This is a genomic window from Pantoea sp. UBA7232, from assembly GCF_002473195.1.
Lineage (GTDB): Bacteria > Pseudomonadota > Gammaproteobacteria > Enterobacterales > Enterobacteriaceae > Pantoea > Pantoea eucrina.
On the sequence record NZ_DKTK01000018.1, the window covers coordinates 142,753 to 157,937 of the forward strand.

19 protein-coding genes are annotated in these 15,185 nt (G+C 55.7%); 11 read left to right on the top strand and 8 right to left on the bottom strand.

Going from position 1 to position 15,185, the window contains the following annotated elements; translation table 11 throughout:
• Positions 1-32 precede the first annotated feature (32 nt).
• The 3 genes from trpB (at position 33) to B4056_RS15140 (ending at position 2,530) form a co-directional block, all read left to right on the top strand.
• Complete coding sequence (gene trpB / locus B4056_RS15130; protein WP_094110949.1) at positions 33-1,226, top strand: tryptophan synthase subunit beta; 1,194 nt, start codon at positions 33-35, stop codon at positions 1,224-1,226.
• Positions 1,226-2,029, top strand: a complete 804-nt coding sequence (gene trpA, locus B4056_RS15135; RefSeq protein WP_039384612.1) for a tryptophan synthase subunit alpha — start codon at positions 1,226-1,228, stop codon at positions 2,027-2,029. The genes trpB and trpA overlap by 1 nt, the downstream gene beginning before the upstream one ends.
• Before the next feature lie 186 nt (positions 2,030-2,215).
• On the top strand, positions 2,216-2,530 hold the full coding sequence (locus tag B4056_RS15140; protein WP_039384615.1) for a BON domain-containing protein: 315 nt from the start codon (positions 2,216-2,218) through the stop codon (positions 2,528-2,530).
• A 38-nt stretch (positions 2,531-2,568) separates the two neighbouring features.
• On the opposite strand, the gene ompW is transcribed toward B4056_RS15140, so the two are convergent.
• Entirely contained in the window at positions 2,569-3,201 is a 633-nt protein-coding gene (gene ompW / locus B4056_RS15145) for an outer membrane protein OmpW (RefSeq protein ID WP_039384618.1), read from the bottom strand.
• Positions 3,202-3,433: 232 nt separating this feature from the next.
• Here ompW and B4056_RS15150 point away from each other — a divergent pair, with 232 nt between their 5' ends.
• Genes B4056_RS15150 through yciA form a run of 4 tightly spaced genes read left to right on the top strand, consistent with a single transcriptional unit; the run spans position 3,434 to position 5,683 of the window.
• A complete protein-coding gene (locus B4056_RS15150) occupies positions 3,434-3,829 on the top strand; it encodes a YkgJ family cysteine cluster protein (protein ID WP_094110951.1) in 396 nt (131 codons plus the stop codon).
• Positions 3,830-3,878: 49 nt separating this feature from the next.
• Positions 3,879-4,613 carry a YciC family protein gene (locus B4056_RS15155; protein ID WP_094110952.1) on the top strand — a complete coding sequence of 245 codons (735 nt, stop codon included), beginning with the start codon at positions 3,879-3,881 and terminating at the stop codon, positions 4,611-4,613.
• A gap of 59 nt (positions 4,614-4,672) precedes the next feature.
• Positions 4,673-5,212, top strand: coding sequence for a septation protein A (locus tag B4056_RS15160; protein ID WP_039384629.1), 540 nt, complete (start codon positions 4,673-4,675; stop codon positions 5,210-5,212).
• A gap of 54 nt (positions 5,213-5,266) precedes the next feature.
• Positions 5,267-5,683, top strand: coding sequence for an acyl-CoA thioester hydrolase YciA (yciA, locus tag B4056_RS15165; RefSeq protein ID WP_039384631.1), 417 nt, complete (start codon positions 5,267-5,269; stop codon positions 5,681-5,683).
• A 45-nt stretch (positions 5,684-5,728) separates the two neighbouring features.
• Here the strand turns inward: yciA and B4056_RS15170 are convergent, their stop codons facing one another.
• On the bottom strand, positions 5,729-6,466 hold the full coding sequence (locus tag B4056_RS15170) for an energy transducer TonB (protein WP_150034364.1): 738 nt from the start codon (positions 6,464-6,466) through the stop codon (positions 5,729-5,731).
• 204 nt (positions 6,467-6,670) lie between these two features.
• Here B4056_RS15170 and B4056_RS15175 point away from each other — a divergent pair, with 204 nt between their 5' ends.
• On the top strand, positions 6,671-6,967 hold the full coding sequence (locus tag B4056_RS15175; protein WP_039384635.1) for a YciI family protein: 297 nt from the start codon (positions 6,671-6,673) through the stop codon (positions 6,965-6,967).
• Between the two features lie 6 nt (positions 6,968-6,973).
• The gene (locus B4056_RS15180; RefSeq protein WP_288655192.1) at positions 6,974-7,141 is read left to right on the top strand and encodes a hypothetical protein; all 168 of its coding nucleotides are present in this window, start codon (positions 6,974-6,976) and stop codon (positions 7,139-7,141) included.
• A 20-nt stretch (positions 7,142-7,161) separates the two neighbouring features.
• Here the strand turns inward: B4056_RS15180 and B4056_RS15185 are convergent, their stop codons facing one another.
• Positions 7,162-7,335, bottom strand: coding sequence for a YciY family protein (locus tag B4056_RS15185; protein WP_128083772.1), 174 nt, complete (start codon positions 7,333-7,335; stop codon positions 7,162-7,164).
• A gap of 163 nt (positions 7,336-7,498) precedes the next feature.
• On the opposite strand from B4056_RS15185, the gene cls reads away from it, so the two are divergent.
• Both cls and B4056_RS15195 read left to right on the top strand, forming a co-directional pair.
• The gene (cls, locus tag B4056_RS15190) at positions 7,499-8,959 is read left to right on the top strand and encodes a cardiolipin synthase (RefSeq protein WP_039384637.1); all 1,461 of its coding nucleotides are present in this window, start codon (positions 7,499-7,501) and stop codon (positions 8,957-8,959) included.
• A gap of 35 nt (positions 8,960-8,994) precedes the next feature.
• A complete protein-coding gene (locus B4056_RS15195; RefSeq protein WP_199181676.1) occupies positions 8,995-9,324 on the top strand; it encodes an HI1450 family dsDNA-mimic protein in 330 nt (109 codons plus the stop codon).
• 63 nt (positions 9,325-9,387) lie between these two features.
• Here the strand turns inward: B4056_RS15195 and oppF are convergent, their stop codons facing one another.
• The 5 genes from oppF to oppA form a co-directional block, all read right to left on the bottom strand.
• Positions 9,388-10,392, bottom strand: a complete 1,005-nt coding sequence (oppF, locus tag B4056_RS15200) for a murein tripeptide/oligopeptide ABC transporter ATP binding protein OppF (protein ID WP_039384638.1) — start codon at positions 10,390-10,392, stop codon at positions 9,388-9,390.
• A complete protein-coding gene (locus tag B4056_RS15205) occupies positions 10,389-11,405 on the bottom strand; it encodes an ABC transporter ATP-binding protein (RefSeq protein WP_039384639.1) in 1,017 nt (338 codons plus the stop codon). Before B4056_RS15205 ends, oppF begins: the two co-directional genes overlap by 4 nt.
• A gap of 11 nt (positions 11,406-11,416) precedes the next feature.
• Positions 11,417-12,325, bottom strand: coding sequence for an oligopeptide ABC transporter permease OppC (gene oppC / locus B4056_RS15210; RefSeq protein WP_039384641.1), 909 nt, complete (start codon positions 12,323-12,325; stop codon positions 11,417-11,419).
• Positions 12,326-12,340: 15 nt separating this feature from the next.
• Entirely contained in the window at positions 12,341-13,261 is a 921-nt protein-coding gene (gene oppB, locus B4056_RS15215) for an oligopeptide ABC transporter permease OppB (protein WP_039384644.1), read from the bottom strand.
• 81 nt (positions 13,262-13,342) lie between these two features.
• Positions 13,343-14,983, bottom strand: coding sequence for an oligopeptide ABC transporter substrate-binding protein OppA (gene oppA, locus B4056_RS15220; RefSeq protein ID WP_039384646.1), 1,641 nt, complete (start codon positions 14,981-14,983; stop codon positions 13,343-13,345).
• Positions 14,984-15,185 lie beyond the last annotated feature (202 nt).

The window sequence follows — 15,185 nt, forward strand, 5'->3', positions numbered from 1 at the left end:
CGCCAGTGCGGGCCGTTGAGGAAAGATCAATTATGTCGACGTTATTGAATCCCTATTTTGGTGAATTTGGCGGCCAGTACGTTCCGCAAATCCTGATGCCGGCTCTGCGCCAGCTGGAAGCTGCTTTTGTTGAAGCGCAGCGCGATCCTGAGTTTCAGCAGGAGTTTACCGATCTGCTGAAAAATTACGCTGGTCGTCCGACGGCGCTGACCCTGTGCCGTAATCTGACTCAGGGGACGAAAACCCGCCTCTATCTGAAGCGCGAAGATCTGCTGCATGGCGGCGCGCATAAAACCAATCAGGTACTGGGTCAGGCGCTGCTGGCAAAGCGAATGGGGAAAAATGAGATCATTGCGGAAACCGGCGCCGGCCAGCATGGTGTCGCCTCCGCGCTCGCCTGCGCGCTGCTCGGCATGAAGTGCCGTATTTATATGGGGGCGAAAGATGTTGAGCGTCAGTCTCCCAATGTGTTCCGGATGCGGTTGATGGGCGCGGAAGTGATCCCGGTTCACAGCGGCTCAGCTACGCTGAAAGATGCCTGTAACGAGGCGCTGCGCGACTGGTCAGGCAGCTATGAGACCGCACACTATATGCTGGGAACCGCAGCAGGTCCGCACCCCTTCCCGACCATCGTGCGCGAATTCCAGCGTATGATCGGCGAAGAGACCAAAGCGCAGATCCTCGAAGCGGAAGGCCGCCTGCCCGATGCCGTGCTGGCGTGCGTAGGCGGCGGCTCCAATGCGATTGGCATGTTTGCTGATTTCATTGAAGAGAGCAGCGTGGGCCTGATTGGTATTGAACCCGCTGGCCACGGTATTGAAAGCGGCGAGCACGGCGCGCCACTGAAGCACGGCCGGGTTGGTATCTATTTTGGTATGAAAGCCCCAATGATGCAGACCGAAGAGGGCCAGATTGAAGAGTCTTATTCTATCTCCGCCGGCCTCGACTTTCCGTCAGTTGGTCCGCAGCACGCGCATCTGAACAGCATCGGGCGCGCAGAGTATGTCTCCATTACCGATGATGAAGCGCTCGACGCGTTTAAAGCGCTGTGCCGCGCAGAAGGGATTATTCCGGCCCTGGAATCGTCACATGCGCTGGCCCATGCGCTGAAAATGATGCGGGCAAATCCGGAAAAAGAGCAGCTGCTGGTGGTTAACCTTTCCGGTCGCGGCGATAAAGATATTTTCACGGTTCACGATCTGCTTAAAGCGAAAGGAGAGATTTGATGGAGCGTTATAATCAGCTGTTTTCACGCCTGTCAGCGCGTCAGGAAGGCGCGTTTGTCCCTTTTGTTACGCTGGGCGATCCCTCTCCGGAGCTCTCACTGCAGATTATTGATACGCTGGTTGAAGGCGGCGCTGATGCGCTGGAGCTGGGGATCCCTTTCTCCGATCCGCTGGCAGATGGACCCACCATTCAGAGCGCCACGCTGCGGGCTTTTGCGGCCGGCACCACGGTGGCGCAATGCTTTGAAATGCTGCAGGTAGTGCGGCAGAAATACCCCGATCTGCCCATTGGTTTACTGATGTACGCTAATCTGGTGTTCAGCCGCGGCATCGATACGTTCTATGCGCAGTGTGCCGCCGCGGGCGTCGACTCGGTACTGGTCGCTGATGTGCCAGTTGAAGAGTCAGCTCCCTTCCGCCAGGCTGCGCTGCGTCACAACATTGCGCCGATTTTTATCTGCCCGCCTAATGCCAGCGATGACCTGCTGCGTGAACTGGCTCAGCATGGCCGCGGTTACACTTATCTGCTGTCGCGCGCAGGGGTGACCGGTGCTGAAAACCGCGCCAGTCAGCCGCTTCACCATCTGATTGATAAACTGCGTGAGTTTCAGGCGCCGCCTGCCCTGCAGGGGTTCGGCATCTCCGAGCCGGAGCAGGTACGTGAAGCGATTGCTGCAGGCGCAGCGGGAGCGATCTCCGGTTCCGCCATTGTACGCATCATTGAGAAAAATCAGCGCGACCCGGCAACGCTGCTGCGTGAGCTGAAAGCCTTTGTCAGCGGCCTGAAAGCGGCCACCCGCTAATCGCTGTGGCTCCGTCACTCCGACGGGGCCACACTCTTTTTTCCGCCACCCCCATCCTTTCTGCCTGAGCGCCAGCTTTTTTCACTTTTTCTCTGCCAGCAGGTTGCCGATTATTCAGGGCCGACCCACACTTAAATGCGCCGTTGCGTTACGGTGTGAATCCATCTATGACAGGGAGATAACCAAATGAAATTGTTCAAGGTCGTTGCGGGAATTTTTATGGCTGCATTTGTGGCACTGACACTGAGCGCCTGTGCGCCAACGCCAACCAAAGAAGGCACCGGCGGTTATATTGATGACACCGTCATCACCACGAAAGTAAAAGCGCAGCTGCTGAATGATGAAGCGCTGAAATCTACAGAAATCAATGTTGAAACGTTCAAAGGTAAGGTTCAGCTGAGCGGGTTTGTCAGCTCGCCACAGATGGCTAACCGCGCCGTTTCCGTTACGCGCAGCGTGGCAGGCGTGAAGTCTGTTGTTAATAATATGCAGATCAAGTAATACCAAAAGGGCGGCCGGCAGGTCGCCCTTCTTCTGCCTCAGAAGCGATAGCCTGCACCAAAGAAAAAGACAAACGGATCGATACGCGTATTAATATTCTGCTGTACGCCCTGATGTCTGAATTTCACTTCAGTATCAATATCCATGTACCACAGCGAAGCATTCAGCATCCAGTCACGGTTAATCTGATAATCGAGCCCCACCTGACCCGCAATGCCCCAGGAGTCTTTAACGCTCAGATCGCTGAGCTGTGCATCCCTGGCTGTCTGATTCAGCTTTGCGTCAAAAAAGGTGGTGTAATTGATGCCAACGCCCGCATAAGGACGTACCGCGCTGTTACTGTCGAGGAAATAGTATTGCGCCATCAGCGTGGGCGGCAGCTGACGCACCGTGGCCAGGTTACCGGTCGGACCAAGACCGACTTTATGACGAAACGGTGTGGCAGCCAGCAGCTCAATTCCGATATGGTCGGTTGCCATCCAGGTGAATGTCAGCCCCAGCTGCGTATCATTATCGACGCTGAATTCACCCATGTTCAGCACATTATCTGACCCCTCTGTCGGACGGACCGTTGCCGTACCGGCGCGCATAAAAAAGTCACCCGCCTGATGAGCCAGCGCCAGCTGTGGTATCGCCATCGCCAGGAACAGTGCGCATTTTGCCAGTTTCATCATCACTCCTTTGCCTGAATTAAAATTTTTCGCGGCACAGATGTAACGGTTTTCAGCGCAGATTTCATTAACTGGCTGGCAGAACAAATGCTTAGTTAACAATGAATTGACACAGATCAAATTTGCCAGCGCGAAAAAAGATCAAAAACAGGTTGCTGAAGTTTCATAACGTGATTACTTTGCTGATCCCGAGTGATTTTGGTTCGATGCCTCAGGAGTGGCGGGCGATCAGATGAGCGATATAACTAACCCTTGTATGACCTGTGGCGCCTGCTGCGCCTATTTTCGCGTTTCCTTTTACTGGGCTGAAGCCGATGATGCCGGTGGCGCAGTGCCAGCCGAACTCACCGAGCCGCTAAACCTGCTGATGCGCAATATGCGCGGCACCAGCGATCGCACGCCGCGCTGCGTTGCTCTGCAGGGCGAGCCCGGTAGCTGCGTCTCCTGCGGTATCTATGAGCAGCGCCCCTCTCCCTGCCGTGAATTTGCGATGTCCGGGGAAAATGGCGTCGTTAACGAAGCCTGCGACCGTGCCCGCGCCCGCCATGGATTACCTGCCCTTTTTCACCCTTCTTTACCTGACATGACAGAAAGTTATGGTATTCCGGGTGCCAGCCTGACCGCTTAGCATGTACAATCGCCGGGTTAATTAACCCGGTTTTTTTCAAGGAGTGTACATGTCTATCACGGCAAGCTCGTTATACCGTGACACAGGAAATTTTTTGCGCCATCAGCTGGTCACTATAATGCTGATGGCGCTGCTGACCTCATTCATTACCGTGATTATCGGGCATGCGTTAACGCCTGATGATGAGCAGCTGTCGCTGCTGAGTCAGAGTGACAGCAGCGCATCCTCCCTGTTTGAACTGGTACAGAATATGTCTCCGGATCAGCAGCGTATACTACTGCGCGCTTCCGCAGCAGGAACCCTGGCGGCGCTGATTGGTAATACGCTGCTGCTCGGCGGCATGCTTTGCCTGATCCCGCTGGTCTCCAGCGGTCAGCGCGTCAGTGCCCTGCGCGCTATCGGTACCGCTGCACCGCTGCTGCCTAAGCTGCTGCTGCAGACCTTTTTGATCACGCTGCTGGTGCAGCTTGGCTTTATGGTGCTGATAGTGCCTGGCATCGTGCTCGCTATCTTGCTCTCTCTGGCGCCGGTGATGCTGGTCAGTGAAAAAATGGGCGTAATCGGTGCCATGCGCGCCAGCCTGCGCCTGGCGTGGAAAAATATTCGCCTGATTGCACCCGCTATTCTGCTGTGGCTGCTGGCAAAAATTATTCTGATGTTCTTTTTCTCTTCGCTGACGGTATTGCCCGCCAATATTGCCTCCGTGGTGCTTAACGCGCTGGGCAATCTGGTTTCTGCCGTTTTGATTATTTATTTGTATCGGCTCTATATGCTGTTACGTTAAGGGTTACGGCGCTCCGCTGAGCGCTATAACCACAGGCTACTGTCCGGACTGGAAACGTTATGAAGCAGTTACTCGACTTTCTCCCCCTGGTCGTTTTCTTTGTTTTTTACAAACTCTACGACATCTACGTTGCATCGGGCGCGCTGGTGGTGGCTACCGGCCTGGCGCTGGTAGTGAGCTGGGTGCTCTATCGCAAGCTGGAAAAGATGACCCTGTTTACCTTTGTCCTGGTGGCGGTGTTCGGCACCCTGACGCTGGTGTTTCATAATGATGAATTCATCAAGTGGAAGGTCACCGTAATCTATTCGCTGTTTGCGCTCGCACTGCTCTACAGCCAGTGGTTCATGCAGCAGCCCCTGATCCAGACCATGCTGGGAAAAGAGCTGCAGCTGCCTGCCACGGTCTGGCGCCGGCTCAACATCGCCTGGGCGCTGTTCTTTCTGCTGTGCGGCCTTGCCAACATCTATGTTGCGTTCTGGTTGCCACAGCCGGTATGGGTGAACTTTAAAGTGTTTGGCCTGACAGGGCTGACGCTGCTGTTTACCCTGCTGAGCGGGCTCTACATCTGGCGGCAGATGCCCCAGCAGGAATCAAAATAGTCTTTCCATCGCCCGGCCAGCCGGGCTTTTTTTCACCTGCAGAAGAACTGAGCAATGAACGAGAAGCATAAGCAGCCCACGGGCGAAATGGTTTTGCGTACGCTGGCTATGCCAGCCGACACCAATGCCAACGGCGATATTTTTGGCGGCTGGCTGATGTCGCAGATGGACATGGGCGGTGCAATTCTGGCAAAAGAGATCGCTGAAGGTCGCGTGGTCACGGTTCGGGTCGACGGCATGAGTTTTCTGAAGCCGGTCGCGGTAGGCGATGTGGTCAGCTGCCATGCGCACTGCCTGCGCACCGGAAACAGCTCAATGACTATCAACGTTGAGGTGTGGATTAAAAAGGTTTCATCTGAGCCGATAGGCCAGACCTACTGCGCCACCGAAGCGGTGTTCGTTTACGTCGCAGTAGACAACAGCGGCAAGTCGCGTCCGCTGCCGGCAGATCGCGCTAACCGCAGCCACTGAGTGATGAAAAGCAGAGCGGCTTTTTCGGCCGCTCTGCTCTGCGCCCTACTCGATCTTCGCGCCGCCGTTAATACGGAAAACAATATTCATGGTGATGCCCTGGCCCGGCTGGCCCGGCTGGTAGCGCCACTTTTTAACCTGATCCCTGACGCTGCGCTCGAACATATTGCGCGGCTGTGCCGAAAGAATAGTGACATTGCCAACCCGGCCGTCACTGTCGACATCAAATTTCACCCGTACATTACCCTCAATACGCAGCGCGGCCGCGCGTGCCGGATAGGCTGGTTTGCTGATGCTGAGCGCTTTCGGTCCGCTCGCTTTAACCGGTGCCGGAGCAGTGGCCGCTTTTGGTGCAGTGGCGGGACGGGGCTGAGCTGCTGCGGTCTCCTGCCTGAACGGATCGGCCCGGTCCGGTGCCGGCTGACGGGGGGCTGGCGCCGGTTTTTTTTCTGCTTTTGGTTTTGGCTTCGGCTTAGGTTTCGGCTTCGGCTTTGGCTCCGGTTTTGCAATAGGAACCGGCTCCGTTTTTGGCGGCTCCGGGGCAGCCTGCGGCTCGGGTTCAGGCTCAGGTTGCGGTGCCGGTGCTACCACAGCCGGCGCAGGTTCCGGCTGCACCTCAGGCGCGACCATGGTGATGGCGATAGGCTGAGACGCGGCAGGCAGCTCACGGGACTGATGCCACGAGGCATAGAGAATGCCGGCAATAACGGACCCGTGCAGTACCACGGAGAGGATCAGTGAAACAGGCGTACGGGTCGGAAAAGGCGTTGTCAATGTCGTCATAGCAGCTGTGGTCATTGAGTGAGAAGATGATTTTAAATGCAAATAGCAATCAGTTTCAATAAGCAGCGTAAAAGTGCCCCGTTTCCTCTTTTTTTTAACCCCGCTTGCGCTGGCGCCGATTGCCCTGAGGTTTCGTTTGCACTCTGCCGGGCGATCCCTTAACGTGTCTCGCAATTTCGGCCAGTCTAACGGGAGTATCCCATCGTGCTTTACCTCATCTACGCGGAAGATACCGCAGATTCACTGGAAAAACGCAACAGCGTGCGCCCAGCGCACCTTGCTCGTCTGCAGCTGCTGCAGGATGAGGGACGACTGATTGTTGCCGGCCCGCTACCAGTGGTCGACAGCAACGATCCAGGCCCCGCTGGCTTTAGCGGCTCGGCAATTGTCGCAGAGTTTGATTCGCTGGAGGCGGCGCAATCCTGGGCTCAGGACGATCCCTATATCGCCGCTGGCGTTTACGAAAAAGTTACCGTTAAGCCGTTTAAGCGGGTATTTTAATTCGTGATGTTATCACTGCTACTGCTACTGGTGGCACTGCTGCTTACCGGTCGTGCGCTCTGGATCTGGCGCCGTCAGGGCTGGCTTCAGGCGCGCCAGCAGATTGTCATGCTGATAGTCCTGGCGGCGGCGGCGCAGATCGTCAACATTACGCTGATGCTGCGCGGCCATTAACGAACCCAGCCGCGCCGGTCTCACATATTCTGCGTAATAAACAGAATTGAACGGCGCTGCTGCTGCGCAACCTGGTGACGAATGGCATGGATGCGCTTATAGCGACGCGACTGGCCTTCCAGCCAGCGGGCACGACGGCGATGCACCTGGCGTAACATTCTCCAGCGGGCCACTTCATTTCTGCTTCGTCTCATGACACTCTCTCAGTCCGGCATATTTCGGCACGCATTATAGTGATCTGCACAGAAATGCCAATTCGAAACCTTTATCGATAAATCTCAGGGCAGATTAAGGTTTCGCTACAGCGCATCAGCACGTAAACTTTGCCTATAAATGCGCGAACAGGATGTCCACTCAATGACCACCTTTTATACCCTGATCAGTTGGTTACTGCTGTTTGGCTACTGGCTGCTGATTGCGGGTGTAACGCTGCGTATTCTGATGAAACGTCGCGCAGTGACCTCAGCTATGGCCTGGCTGCTGATCATCTATATTCTGCCGCTGGTAGGGATTATCGCCTATCTCTCGTTCGGGGAGCTGCATCTTGGCAAGCGCCGGGCCGAGCGCGCCCGCACCATGTGGCCCTCTACGGCTAAGTGGCTCACCGACCTCAGGCAGTGCCGGCATATCTTTGCCACCGAGCACAGCGACGTTGCACGCTCGCTTTTTGATCTCTGCCGGCACCGGCAGGGGATCGCTGGCGTCAAAGGCAATCAGCTGCAGCTGCTGACCAGCAGCGATGAGGTGATGCAGGCGCTAATCCGTGATATTCAGCTGGCGCGTCATAATATCGAGATGGTGTTCTATATCTGGCAGCCAGGCGGCCTGGCTGACGATGTGGCGGAGTCGCTGATGGCAGCCTCACGCCGGGGCGTGCACTGTCGTCTGATGCTCGATTCTGCCGGCAGCGTCGCCTTTTTCCGTAGCCCATGGGCAAATATGATGCGTAACGCCGGGATCGATGTGGTTGAGGCGCTGCAGGTCAGCCTGCTGCGTGTCTTCCTGCGGCGTATGGATCTGCGGCAGCACCGCAAAGTCGTCCTCATCGACAACTACATCGCCTACACCGGCAGCATGAACCTGGTCGATCCGCGTTTCTTTAAGCAGGATGCCGGTGTCGGGCAGTGGATCGATCTGATGGCGCGGATGGAGGGGCCTGTTGCCACCACAATGGGGATCGTTTACGCCTGCGACTGGGAGATTGAGACCGGTAAGCGTATTCTGCCTCCGGCACCAGACGGCAACATCATGCCGTTTGAACAGGAGAGCGGCCACACTATTCAGGTTATCGCTTCCGGGCCGGGTTTCCCCGAGGATATGATCCATCAGGCGCTGCTGACCGCGGTTTACTCCGCGCGCGAGCAGCTGATCATGACTACCCCCTATTTTGTTCCCAGCGACGATCTGCTGCACGCTATCTGCACGGCTGCGCTGCGCGGCGTAGAGGTCAGTATTATTGTCCCGCGTCACAACGATTCACTGCTGGTTGGCTGGGCCAGCCGGGCATTCTTTACGGAACTGCTGGAAGCGGGCGTAAAAATCTATCAGTTTGAAGATGGCCTGCTGCATACCAAAAGTGTGCTGGTTGACGGGCAGCTCAGCCTGGTGGGCACGGTGAACCTTGATATGCGCAGCCTGTGGCTCAATTTTGAGATCACCCTGGTGGTAGATGATGATGGTTTTGGCAGCGATCTCGCTACCGTGCAGGATGACTATATTGCCCGTTCGCGCCTGCTGGACAACGCCCGCTGGGCGAAACGTGCCTGGTGGCAGCGCATCGTTGAACGACTGTTTTACTTCTTTAGTCCATTACTGTAAAACGAGCGGAAAGATTACCGCCGCAGGATAAGCACATGACCATGGATTTAGACAACCGCCTGACCGATGATGAAACGCTGGAGCAGGCCTACGATATTTTTCTGGAGCTGGCGGGCGATAACCTCGATCCGGCTGATATTATTCTGTTTAACCTGCAGTTTGAAGAGCGTGGCGGCGCAGAGCTGTTTGACCCGTCGGAAGACTGGCAGGAACATGTTGATTTTGACTTAAATCCCGACTTTTTCTCAGAGGTTGTGATTGGTCTGGGTGAAGCCGATGGCGAACCTATCACGGATGTATTTGCCCGCGTGCTGCTCTGCCGTGAGAAGGATCATAAGCTCTGCCATATTCTCTGGCGCGAATAAGTCAGCAATAAAAACGCCGGGCCTTTGCCCGGCGTTTTGCTATTCAGAGCCTGCTGACTGGCGTCAGAGCGGATCCACTTTCAGGCAGGATACCGCATGGCGGAAACTGCCCTCCAGCAGCGGGCGGGTTTTGGCACATTCCGGCCCGGCAATCGGACAGCGGGTACGAAACACGCAGCCTGAAGGCGGATTGATGGGCGAAGGCAGCTCCCCGTCCAGCAGCTGGATCTGCTTGTTCTTCTCCAGGTCAGGATCGGGGATCGGCACCGCCGACATCAGCGCCCGGGTATAGGGATGCTGCGGATCGTTGTACACCGCATCATAAGTACCCAGCTCAACGGCATGGCCCAGATACATCACCAGCACGCGATCGGAGATATGTTTCACCACCGCCAGATCGTGCGCAATAAATATCAGCGACAGCCCCATCTCGCGCTGCAGTTTCTGCAGCAGATTCACCACCTGCGCCTGGATAGAGACATCCAGTGCTGAGACTGGCTCATCACAAATAATCAGCTTCGGCTCCAGGATCAGCGCGCGCGCAATACCGATACGCTGACATTGGCCGCCAGAGAACTCGTGCGGATAGCGGTTGATAAGATTCGGCAGCAGGCCGACTTTCATCATCATCGCTTTGACCTTGTCTCTGACCTCCTGACGCGGCATTTTTGGATAATAGGTGCGCAGCGGTTCAGCAATAATGTCGCCAATGGTCATACGCGGGTTCAGTGACGCCAGCGGGTCCTGAAAAATCATCTGAATATCGCTGCGGGCCTGACGCCACTCTTCCGCGCTCTGCCCCAGCAGATCGCGTCCCAGCCAGGCGACACGCCCTTCGGTCGCTTTCACCAGCCCGATGATAGCGCGCGCCAGCGTCGATTTACCGCAGCCCGATTCGCCTACCACACCCAGCGTCTCGCCCTCATACAGCCGCAGGCTGACACCATCCACCGCTTTCAGCGTCTTCGGCGGCTGCCAGAACCACTGTTTGCCATCTTTGATCTCAAAATGCACTTTAAGATCGGCTATCTCCAGCAGTACTTTTTTCTCTTCCACAACGGTGCTCATACTAACTCCTCCACCGGTTTGAAGCAGGCGCGCAGGCGTCCGTCGGCAAACGGCTCCAGCGGCGGCGAAGCGGCACATATCTCCATTGCATAAGCGCAGCGTGGCTGGAACGGACAGCCCTGCGGCAACCGCAGCAGGTTTGGCGGATTGCCGGGAATGGTCGTCAGAGACTCACCCTCTGCATCGAGTCGCGGTACCGCATTCAGCAGCCCGATAGAGTATGGATGCGCCGGCTGATAAAACACATCGCGGGCACGGCCATACTCCATGGTGCGCCCGGCATACATCACCAGTACTTTGTCGCAGATCCCGGCTACGACGCCAAGATCGTGCGTGATCATAATGATGGCGGTGTTAAATTCGCGTTTCAGCTCATTAAGCAGCGTCATGATCTGCGCCTGAACCGTTACATCCAGTGCAGTGGTGGGCTCATCGGCAATCAGCAGCTTAGGACGACACAGCAGCGCCATGGCAATCATCACGCGCTGGCGCATCCCGCCCGAAAATTCATGCGGATACATCTTCATCCGCTTCCGCGCTTCCGGCATCTTTACCGCATCCAGCATGCGTACCGACTCTTCAAAAGCCTGCGCGCTGTTCATGCCTTTGTGCAGCTGCAGAACTTCCATCAGCTGCTCCCCTACCCGCATATAGGGATTGAGCGAGGTCATGGGGTCCTGAAATATCATGGCAATCTGCTCCGCACGCAGCTTGTTCAGCTTGCCTTCGGGCAGGTTCAGGATCTCCTGCCCGTTAAAACGTGCCGATCCGTCAATGCGGCCGTTCTTTGCCAGCAGCCCCATCAGCGCAAACGCCGTCTGCGATTTGCCGGAGCCTGACTCACCTACAATGCCAAGGGTTTCCCCGGCACGCAGTGAAAAATTGAGATCGTTGACGGCGGTAACGTCGCCGTCGTGCGTGGTAAAGGTTACGCGCAGATCCTGCACATTCAGCAGCAGCTCCGGGCTTCCCGCCGGCACAGCACGCGCTGGCGTTGTGGTTTCAAAACTCATCGGGAAACTCCTTAGCGATCTTTCGGGTCGAGGGCATCACGCAGACCATCGCCGATAAAGTTAAAGCAGAATAGCGTGACCACCAGAAAGCCGGCCGGGAACATCAGGAGCCACGGAGAAACCTCCATCGAGTTCGCTCCGTCACTCAGCAGCGCGCCCCAGCTACTGAGCGGCTCCTGCGTGCCCAGACCCAGGAAGCTCAGGAAAGATTCAAACAGAATCATGCTGGGCACCAGCAGCGAGGCGTAGACCACTACGACGCCCAGTACGTTAGGCACAATGTGGCGCAGCACGATACTGGCCGTGGAGACGCCCCCTACCTGAGCCGCTTCGATAAACTCTTTGCGTTTTAGTCCCAGCGTCTGACCGCGCACAATACGCGCCATATCGAGCCAGGAGACCATGCCGATGGCGACAAAGATCAGCAGAATATTGCGGCCGAAAAAGGTCACCAGCAGGATCACAAAAAACATAAACGGAAAGGAGTTAAGGATCTCCAGAATACGCATCATCACCGAGTCGATTTTGCCACCGAGATAGCCCGCCAGCGAGCCATAGAGCGTTCCCACCAGCACCGCAATCAGTGCAGAGGCGATGCCCACCATCAGTGAGATACGTCCGCCAATCGCCACCCGCACCAGCAGATCGCGCCCGGAGGAGTCCGTTCCAAACCAGTGGCCTGAAACCGTATCCGGCGGCGACGACATCATCGCCCAGTCAGTATCATCATAGTTAAACTGCGCCAGCATCGGCGCAAACACCACAAACAGGGCAATCAGCAGCAGCACCAGCAGGCTGATCAGCGCCGCACGGTTGTGAATAAAGCGGCGGCGTGCATCCTGCCACAGGCTGCGCCCCTCCACCTCGAGCTTTTCGCTGAAGGCATCCACCACGTCACTGTTTTTTTTGCTTAACATCATGAGCGTGCTCCACCCTTAATAGCGAATCTTGGGATCAATAACGGCGTAAAGCACATCAACGATCGCATTAAACAGAATAGTCAGCACGCCGACCAGAATCGTCAGGCTCATTACCAGCGAATAGTCACGGTTTAGCGCACCGTTAACAAACAGCTGGCCGATACCGGGCAGGCCATAGATCGACTCAATTACCATCGAACCGGTAATGATGCCGACAAAAGCAGGCCCCAGATAGGAGAGCACCGGCAAAAGCGCAGGCTTGAGCGCATGGCGCAGCACGATACGGCGCAGCGGCAACCCTTTTGCCCGAGCCGTACGAATGAAGTTTGAGTGCATGACCTCAATCATGGAACCGCGCGTAATACGGGCGATGCTGGCGATATAAGCCAGCGAGAGCGCCACCATCGGCAGCAGCATGTAGTTCCACTGCCCGCCGTTCCAGCCGCCGCCCGGCAGCCAGCGCAGCGTAATGGCAAAAATTAATACCAGCAGCGGCGCCACAACAAAGCTCGGGATAACAATGCCGGTCATCGCCACCCCCATGACGGCGTAGTCCCACAGGCTGTTCTGCTTCAGCGCCGCGATAACGCCAGCGGTTACGCCCAGGATCACCGCCAGGAAAAAGGCCGCCAGTCCCAGCTTCGCGGAGACCGGGAAGGCGTGCCCTACCAGATAGTTAACCGAATAGTCCTTATATTTGAACGAAGGACCAAAATCGCCGTGCGCCAGCTGACCCAGATAACTCAGGTACTGTTTGCCAATCGGATCGTTGAGATGGTATTTGGCTTCAATATTGGCCATCACCTCAGGGGAGAGCGTGCGCTCGCCGGTAAACGGGCTGCCCGGCGCTAAACGCATCATAAAAAACGAGATGGTGATCAGAATAAAGAGCGTCGGAATCGCTTCCAGAAGCCGACGCAGAATAAATTTTAACATTGCCGTACCTGCCAGGCTGTTGCTTCACAAAATCAAAAAAGCGGTGCCGCAGCACCGCCACTGTCGATAGCCTGTGTGCTATTAGTGCTTAATGATGTACAGGTTCTTATCCAGCGTTTTATCCAGCGGATCGTTACCGGTATAGCCACCGACGTAAGGCTTAACCAGACGGGCGTTGACGTAGTAATAGACCGGCACGATGGCACTGTCTTTATCCAGAATCTGCTCTGCCTGCTGGTAGTCAGCCACGCGCGCTTTTTCATCGGCAGCTTTCACAGCATCATGGATCACTTTGTCAAAATCAGCGCTCTTGTAGTGCGCTGTATTACTGCTGCTGTCGGACAGCATGGTGTTCAGGAAGGAGGTCGGTTCGTTATAGTCCGCGCACCAGGCCGCACGTGAAACGTCGTAGTTGCCCTGATGACGGGTATCCAGGAACGTTTTCCACTCCTGATTCTCCAGCTTGATATTAACGCCGAGGTTCTTTTTCCAGATAGAGGACGCCGCGATTGCCAGCTTTTTGTGCAGATCTGAGGTGTTATACAGCAGGTTAAACGTCAGTGGCTTATCTGCGGTATAGCCTGCTTCAGCCAGCAGTTTTTTCGCTTCTGCGTTACGCTTGTTCTGATCCCATTTAAACCAGTCCGGCGGCAGCAGTTCCATGCCATCGGTTGCCGGCGGTGTATAGCTGTAGGCGGGCAGCTGACCCTGCGCCAGTACCTTATTCACCATGATGTCGCGATCCAGACCCAGCTTCAGCGCGGTGCGCACGCGGGCATCAGTGAAAGGCGCTTTCTGGTTATTGATCTCGTAGTAGTAGGTGCAGAGATACGGTTTTACCATCAGCTCTTTGCCATTATCGCGCTGCAGCTTTTTGAACAGCTCAATCGGCATATTGTTATAGGTGATGTCGCTGCCATTTTCAGAGAAGTAGCGGTTCACATCGCTCACTTCTGAGTTGATGGGCAGGAAGGTGACTTTGTTCAGTACCGTATGTTCGTTATCCCAGTATTGCGGGTTGCGTACCAGCGTGACGCGCTCGTTGATAACGTGCGCTTCCAGTTTAAACGCGCCGTTTCCTACCCAGTTCTGCGGCTGCGTCCACTGATCGCCCGATTTTTCGATTGCAGGCTTATAGACCGGTGACATCACGGCATTGATCAGCAGCTTATAAAAGTAAGGTACCGGCTGGCTTAGCGTAACTTCCAGCGTATGATCGTCCAGCGCTTTTACGCCCAGTTCAGAGGTCGGCTTTTTACCGGCAATAATTTCATCAACGTTAGCGATATGGCCATACTGCGGATAGCTGGCATAAGGTGACGCCGTTTTCGGGTCAACCAGACGCTGCCAGCTGTAGACGAAATCCTGTGCGGTAACCGGCTCGCCATTAGACCATTTGGCATTTTTACGCAGATGGAAAGTCCAGACTTTAAAATCTTTGTTTTCCCAGCTCTCTGCAACGCCCGGAACCGGTTTGCCGCTGGCATCGCTGACGATAAGCCCTTCATAGAGATCGCGGGCAATATTATCTTCCGGTACGCCCTCAATTTTATGCGGATCGAGCGACTGAACTTCGTCACCGTTACCGCGCACCAGCTCCTGTTTGGCGGCCAGCTCAACGCCAGCCGGTACCGTTGCAGCCAGCGCAGCGTTCCCTGTCAGAGAGGCAATTGCGGCCAGAACGCCGGCCGCAATCAGACTTTTTTTCGTGATGTTGTTCATTGTTATGCTCCAGTTTTATTATTGTCGTCGGTGCGCTATCGCGCCTGACGTATCCCGTTTACCGGGCGATCTTCGTCTCGTTCGAGCAAAGATCCCTGTCCCCTTCCGGGTGACTTCAGCAAGCCGCCAGCGGGTAATGATATTTGCTGACGACTCACTCACTGTTCTTTTGATAAAGAAAGCGTTCAGCTGCCGGTTTCTG

Bases quoted from the DNA above. Each gene is read 5' to 3' on its own strand.
- B4056_RS15160 (WP_039384629.1), top strand. From the start codon at position 4,673: ATGAAGCAGTTACTCGACTTTCTCCCCCTGGTCGTTTTCTTTGTTTTT.
- ompW (WP_039384618.1), bottom strand. From the start codon at position 3,201: ATGAAACTGGCAAAATGCGCACTGTTCCTGGCGATGGCGATACCACAG.
- cls (WP_039384637.1), top strand. From the start codon at position 7,499: ATGACCACCTTTTATACCCTGATCAGTTGGTTACTGCTGTTTGGCTAC.
- oppF (WP_039384638.1), bottom strand. From the start codon at position 10,392: ATGAGCACCGTTGTGGAAGAGAAAAAAGTACTGCTGGAGATAGCCGAT.
- B4056_RS15155 (WP_094110952.1), top strand. From the start codon at position 3,879: ATGTCTATCACGGCAAGCTCGTTATACCGTGACACAGGAAATTTTTTG.
- B4056_RS15205 (WP_039384639.1), bottom strand. From the start codon at position 11,405: ATGAGTTTTGAAACCACAACGCCAGCGCGTGCTGTGCCGGCGGGAAGC.
- oppA (WP_039384646.1), bottom strand. From the start codon at position 14,983: ATGAACAACATCACGAAAAAAAGTCTGATTGCGGCCGGCGTTCTGGCC.
- oppC (WP_039384641.1), bottom strand. From the start codon at position 12,325: ATGATGTTAAGCAAAAAAAACAGTGACGTGGTGGATGCCTTCAGCGAA.
- B4056_RS15180 (WP_288655192.1), top strand. From the start codon at position 6,974: ATGTTATCACTGCTACTGCTACTGGTGGCACTGCTGCTTACCGGTCGT.
- B4056_RS15195 (WP_199181676.1), top strand. From the start codon at position 8,995: ATGACCATGGATTTAGACAACCGCCTGACCGATGATGAAACGCTGGAG.
- B4056_RS15170 (WP_150034364.1), bottom strand. From the start codon at position 6,466: ATGACGACATTGACAACGCCTTTTCCGACCCGTACGCCTGTTTCACTG.
- trpB (WP_094110949.1), top strand. From the start codon at position 33: ATGTCGACGTTATTGAATCCCTATTTTGGTGAATTTGGCGGCCAGTAC.
- oppB (WP_039384644.1), bottom strand. From the start codon at position 13,261: ATGTTAAAATTTATTCTGCGTCGGCTTCTGGAAGCGATTCCGACGCTC.
- B4056_RS15140 (WP_039384615.1), top strand. From the start codon at position 2,216: ATGAAATTGTTCAAGGTCGTTGCGGGAATTTTTATGGCTGCATTTGTG.
- B4056_RS15150 (WP_094110951.1), top strand. From the start codon at position 3,434: ATGAGCGATATAACTAACCCTTGTATGACCTGTGGCGCCTGCTGCGCC.
- trpA (WP_039384612.1), top strand. From the start codon at position 1,226: ATGGAGCGTTATAATCAGCTGTTTTCACGCCTGTCAGCGCGTCAGGAA.
- B4056_RS15185 (WP_128083772.1), bottom strand. From the start codon at position 7,335: ATGAGACGAAGCAGAAATGAAGTGGCCCGCTGGAGAATGTTACGCCAG.
- yciA (WP_039384631.1), top strand. From the start codon at position 5,267: ATGAACGAGAAGCATAAGCAGCCCACGGGCGAAATGGTTTTGCGTACG.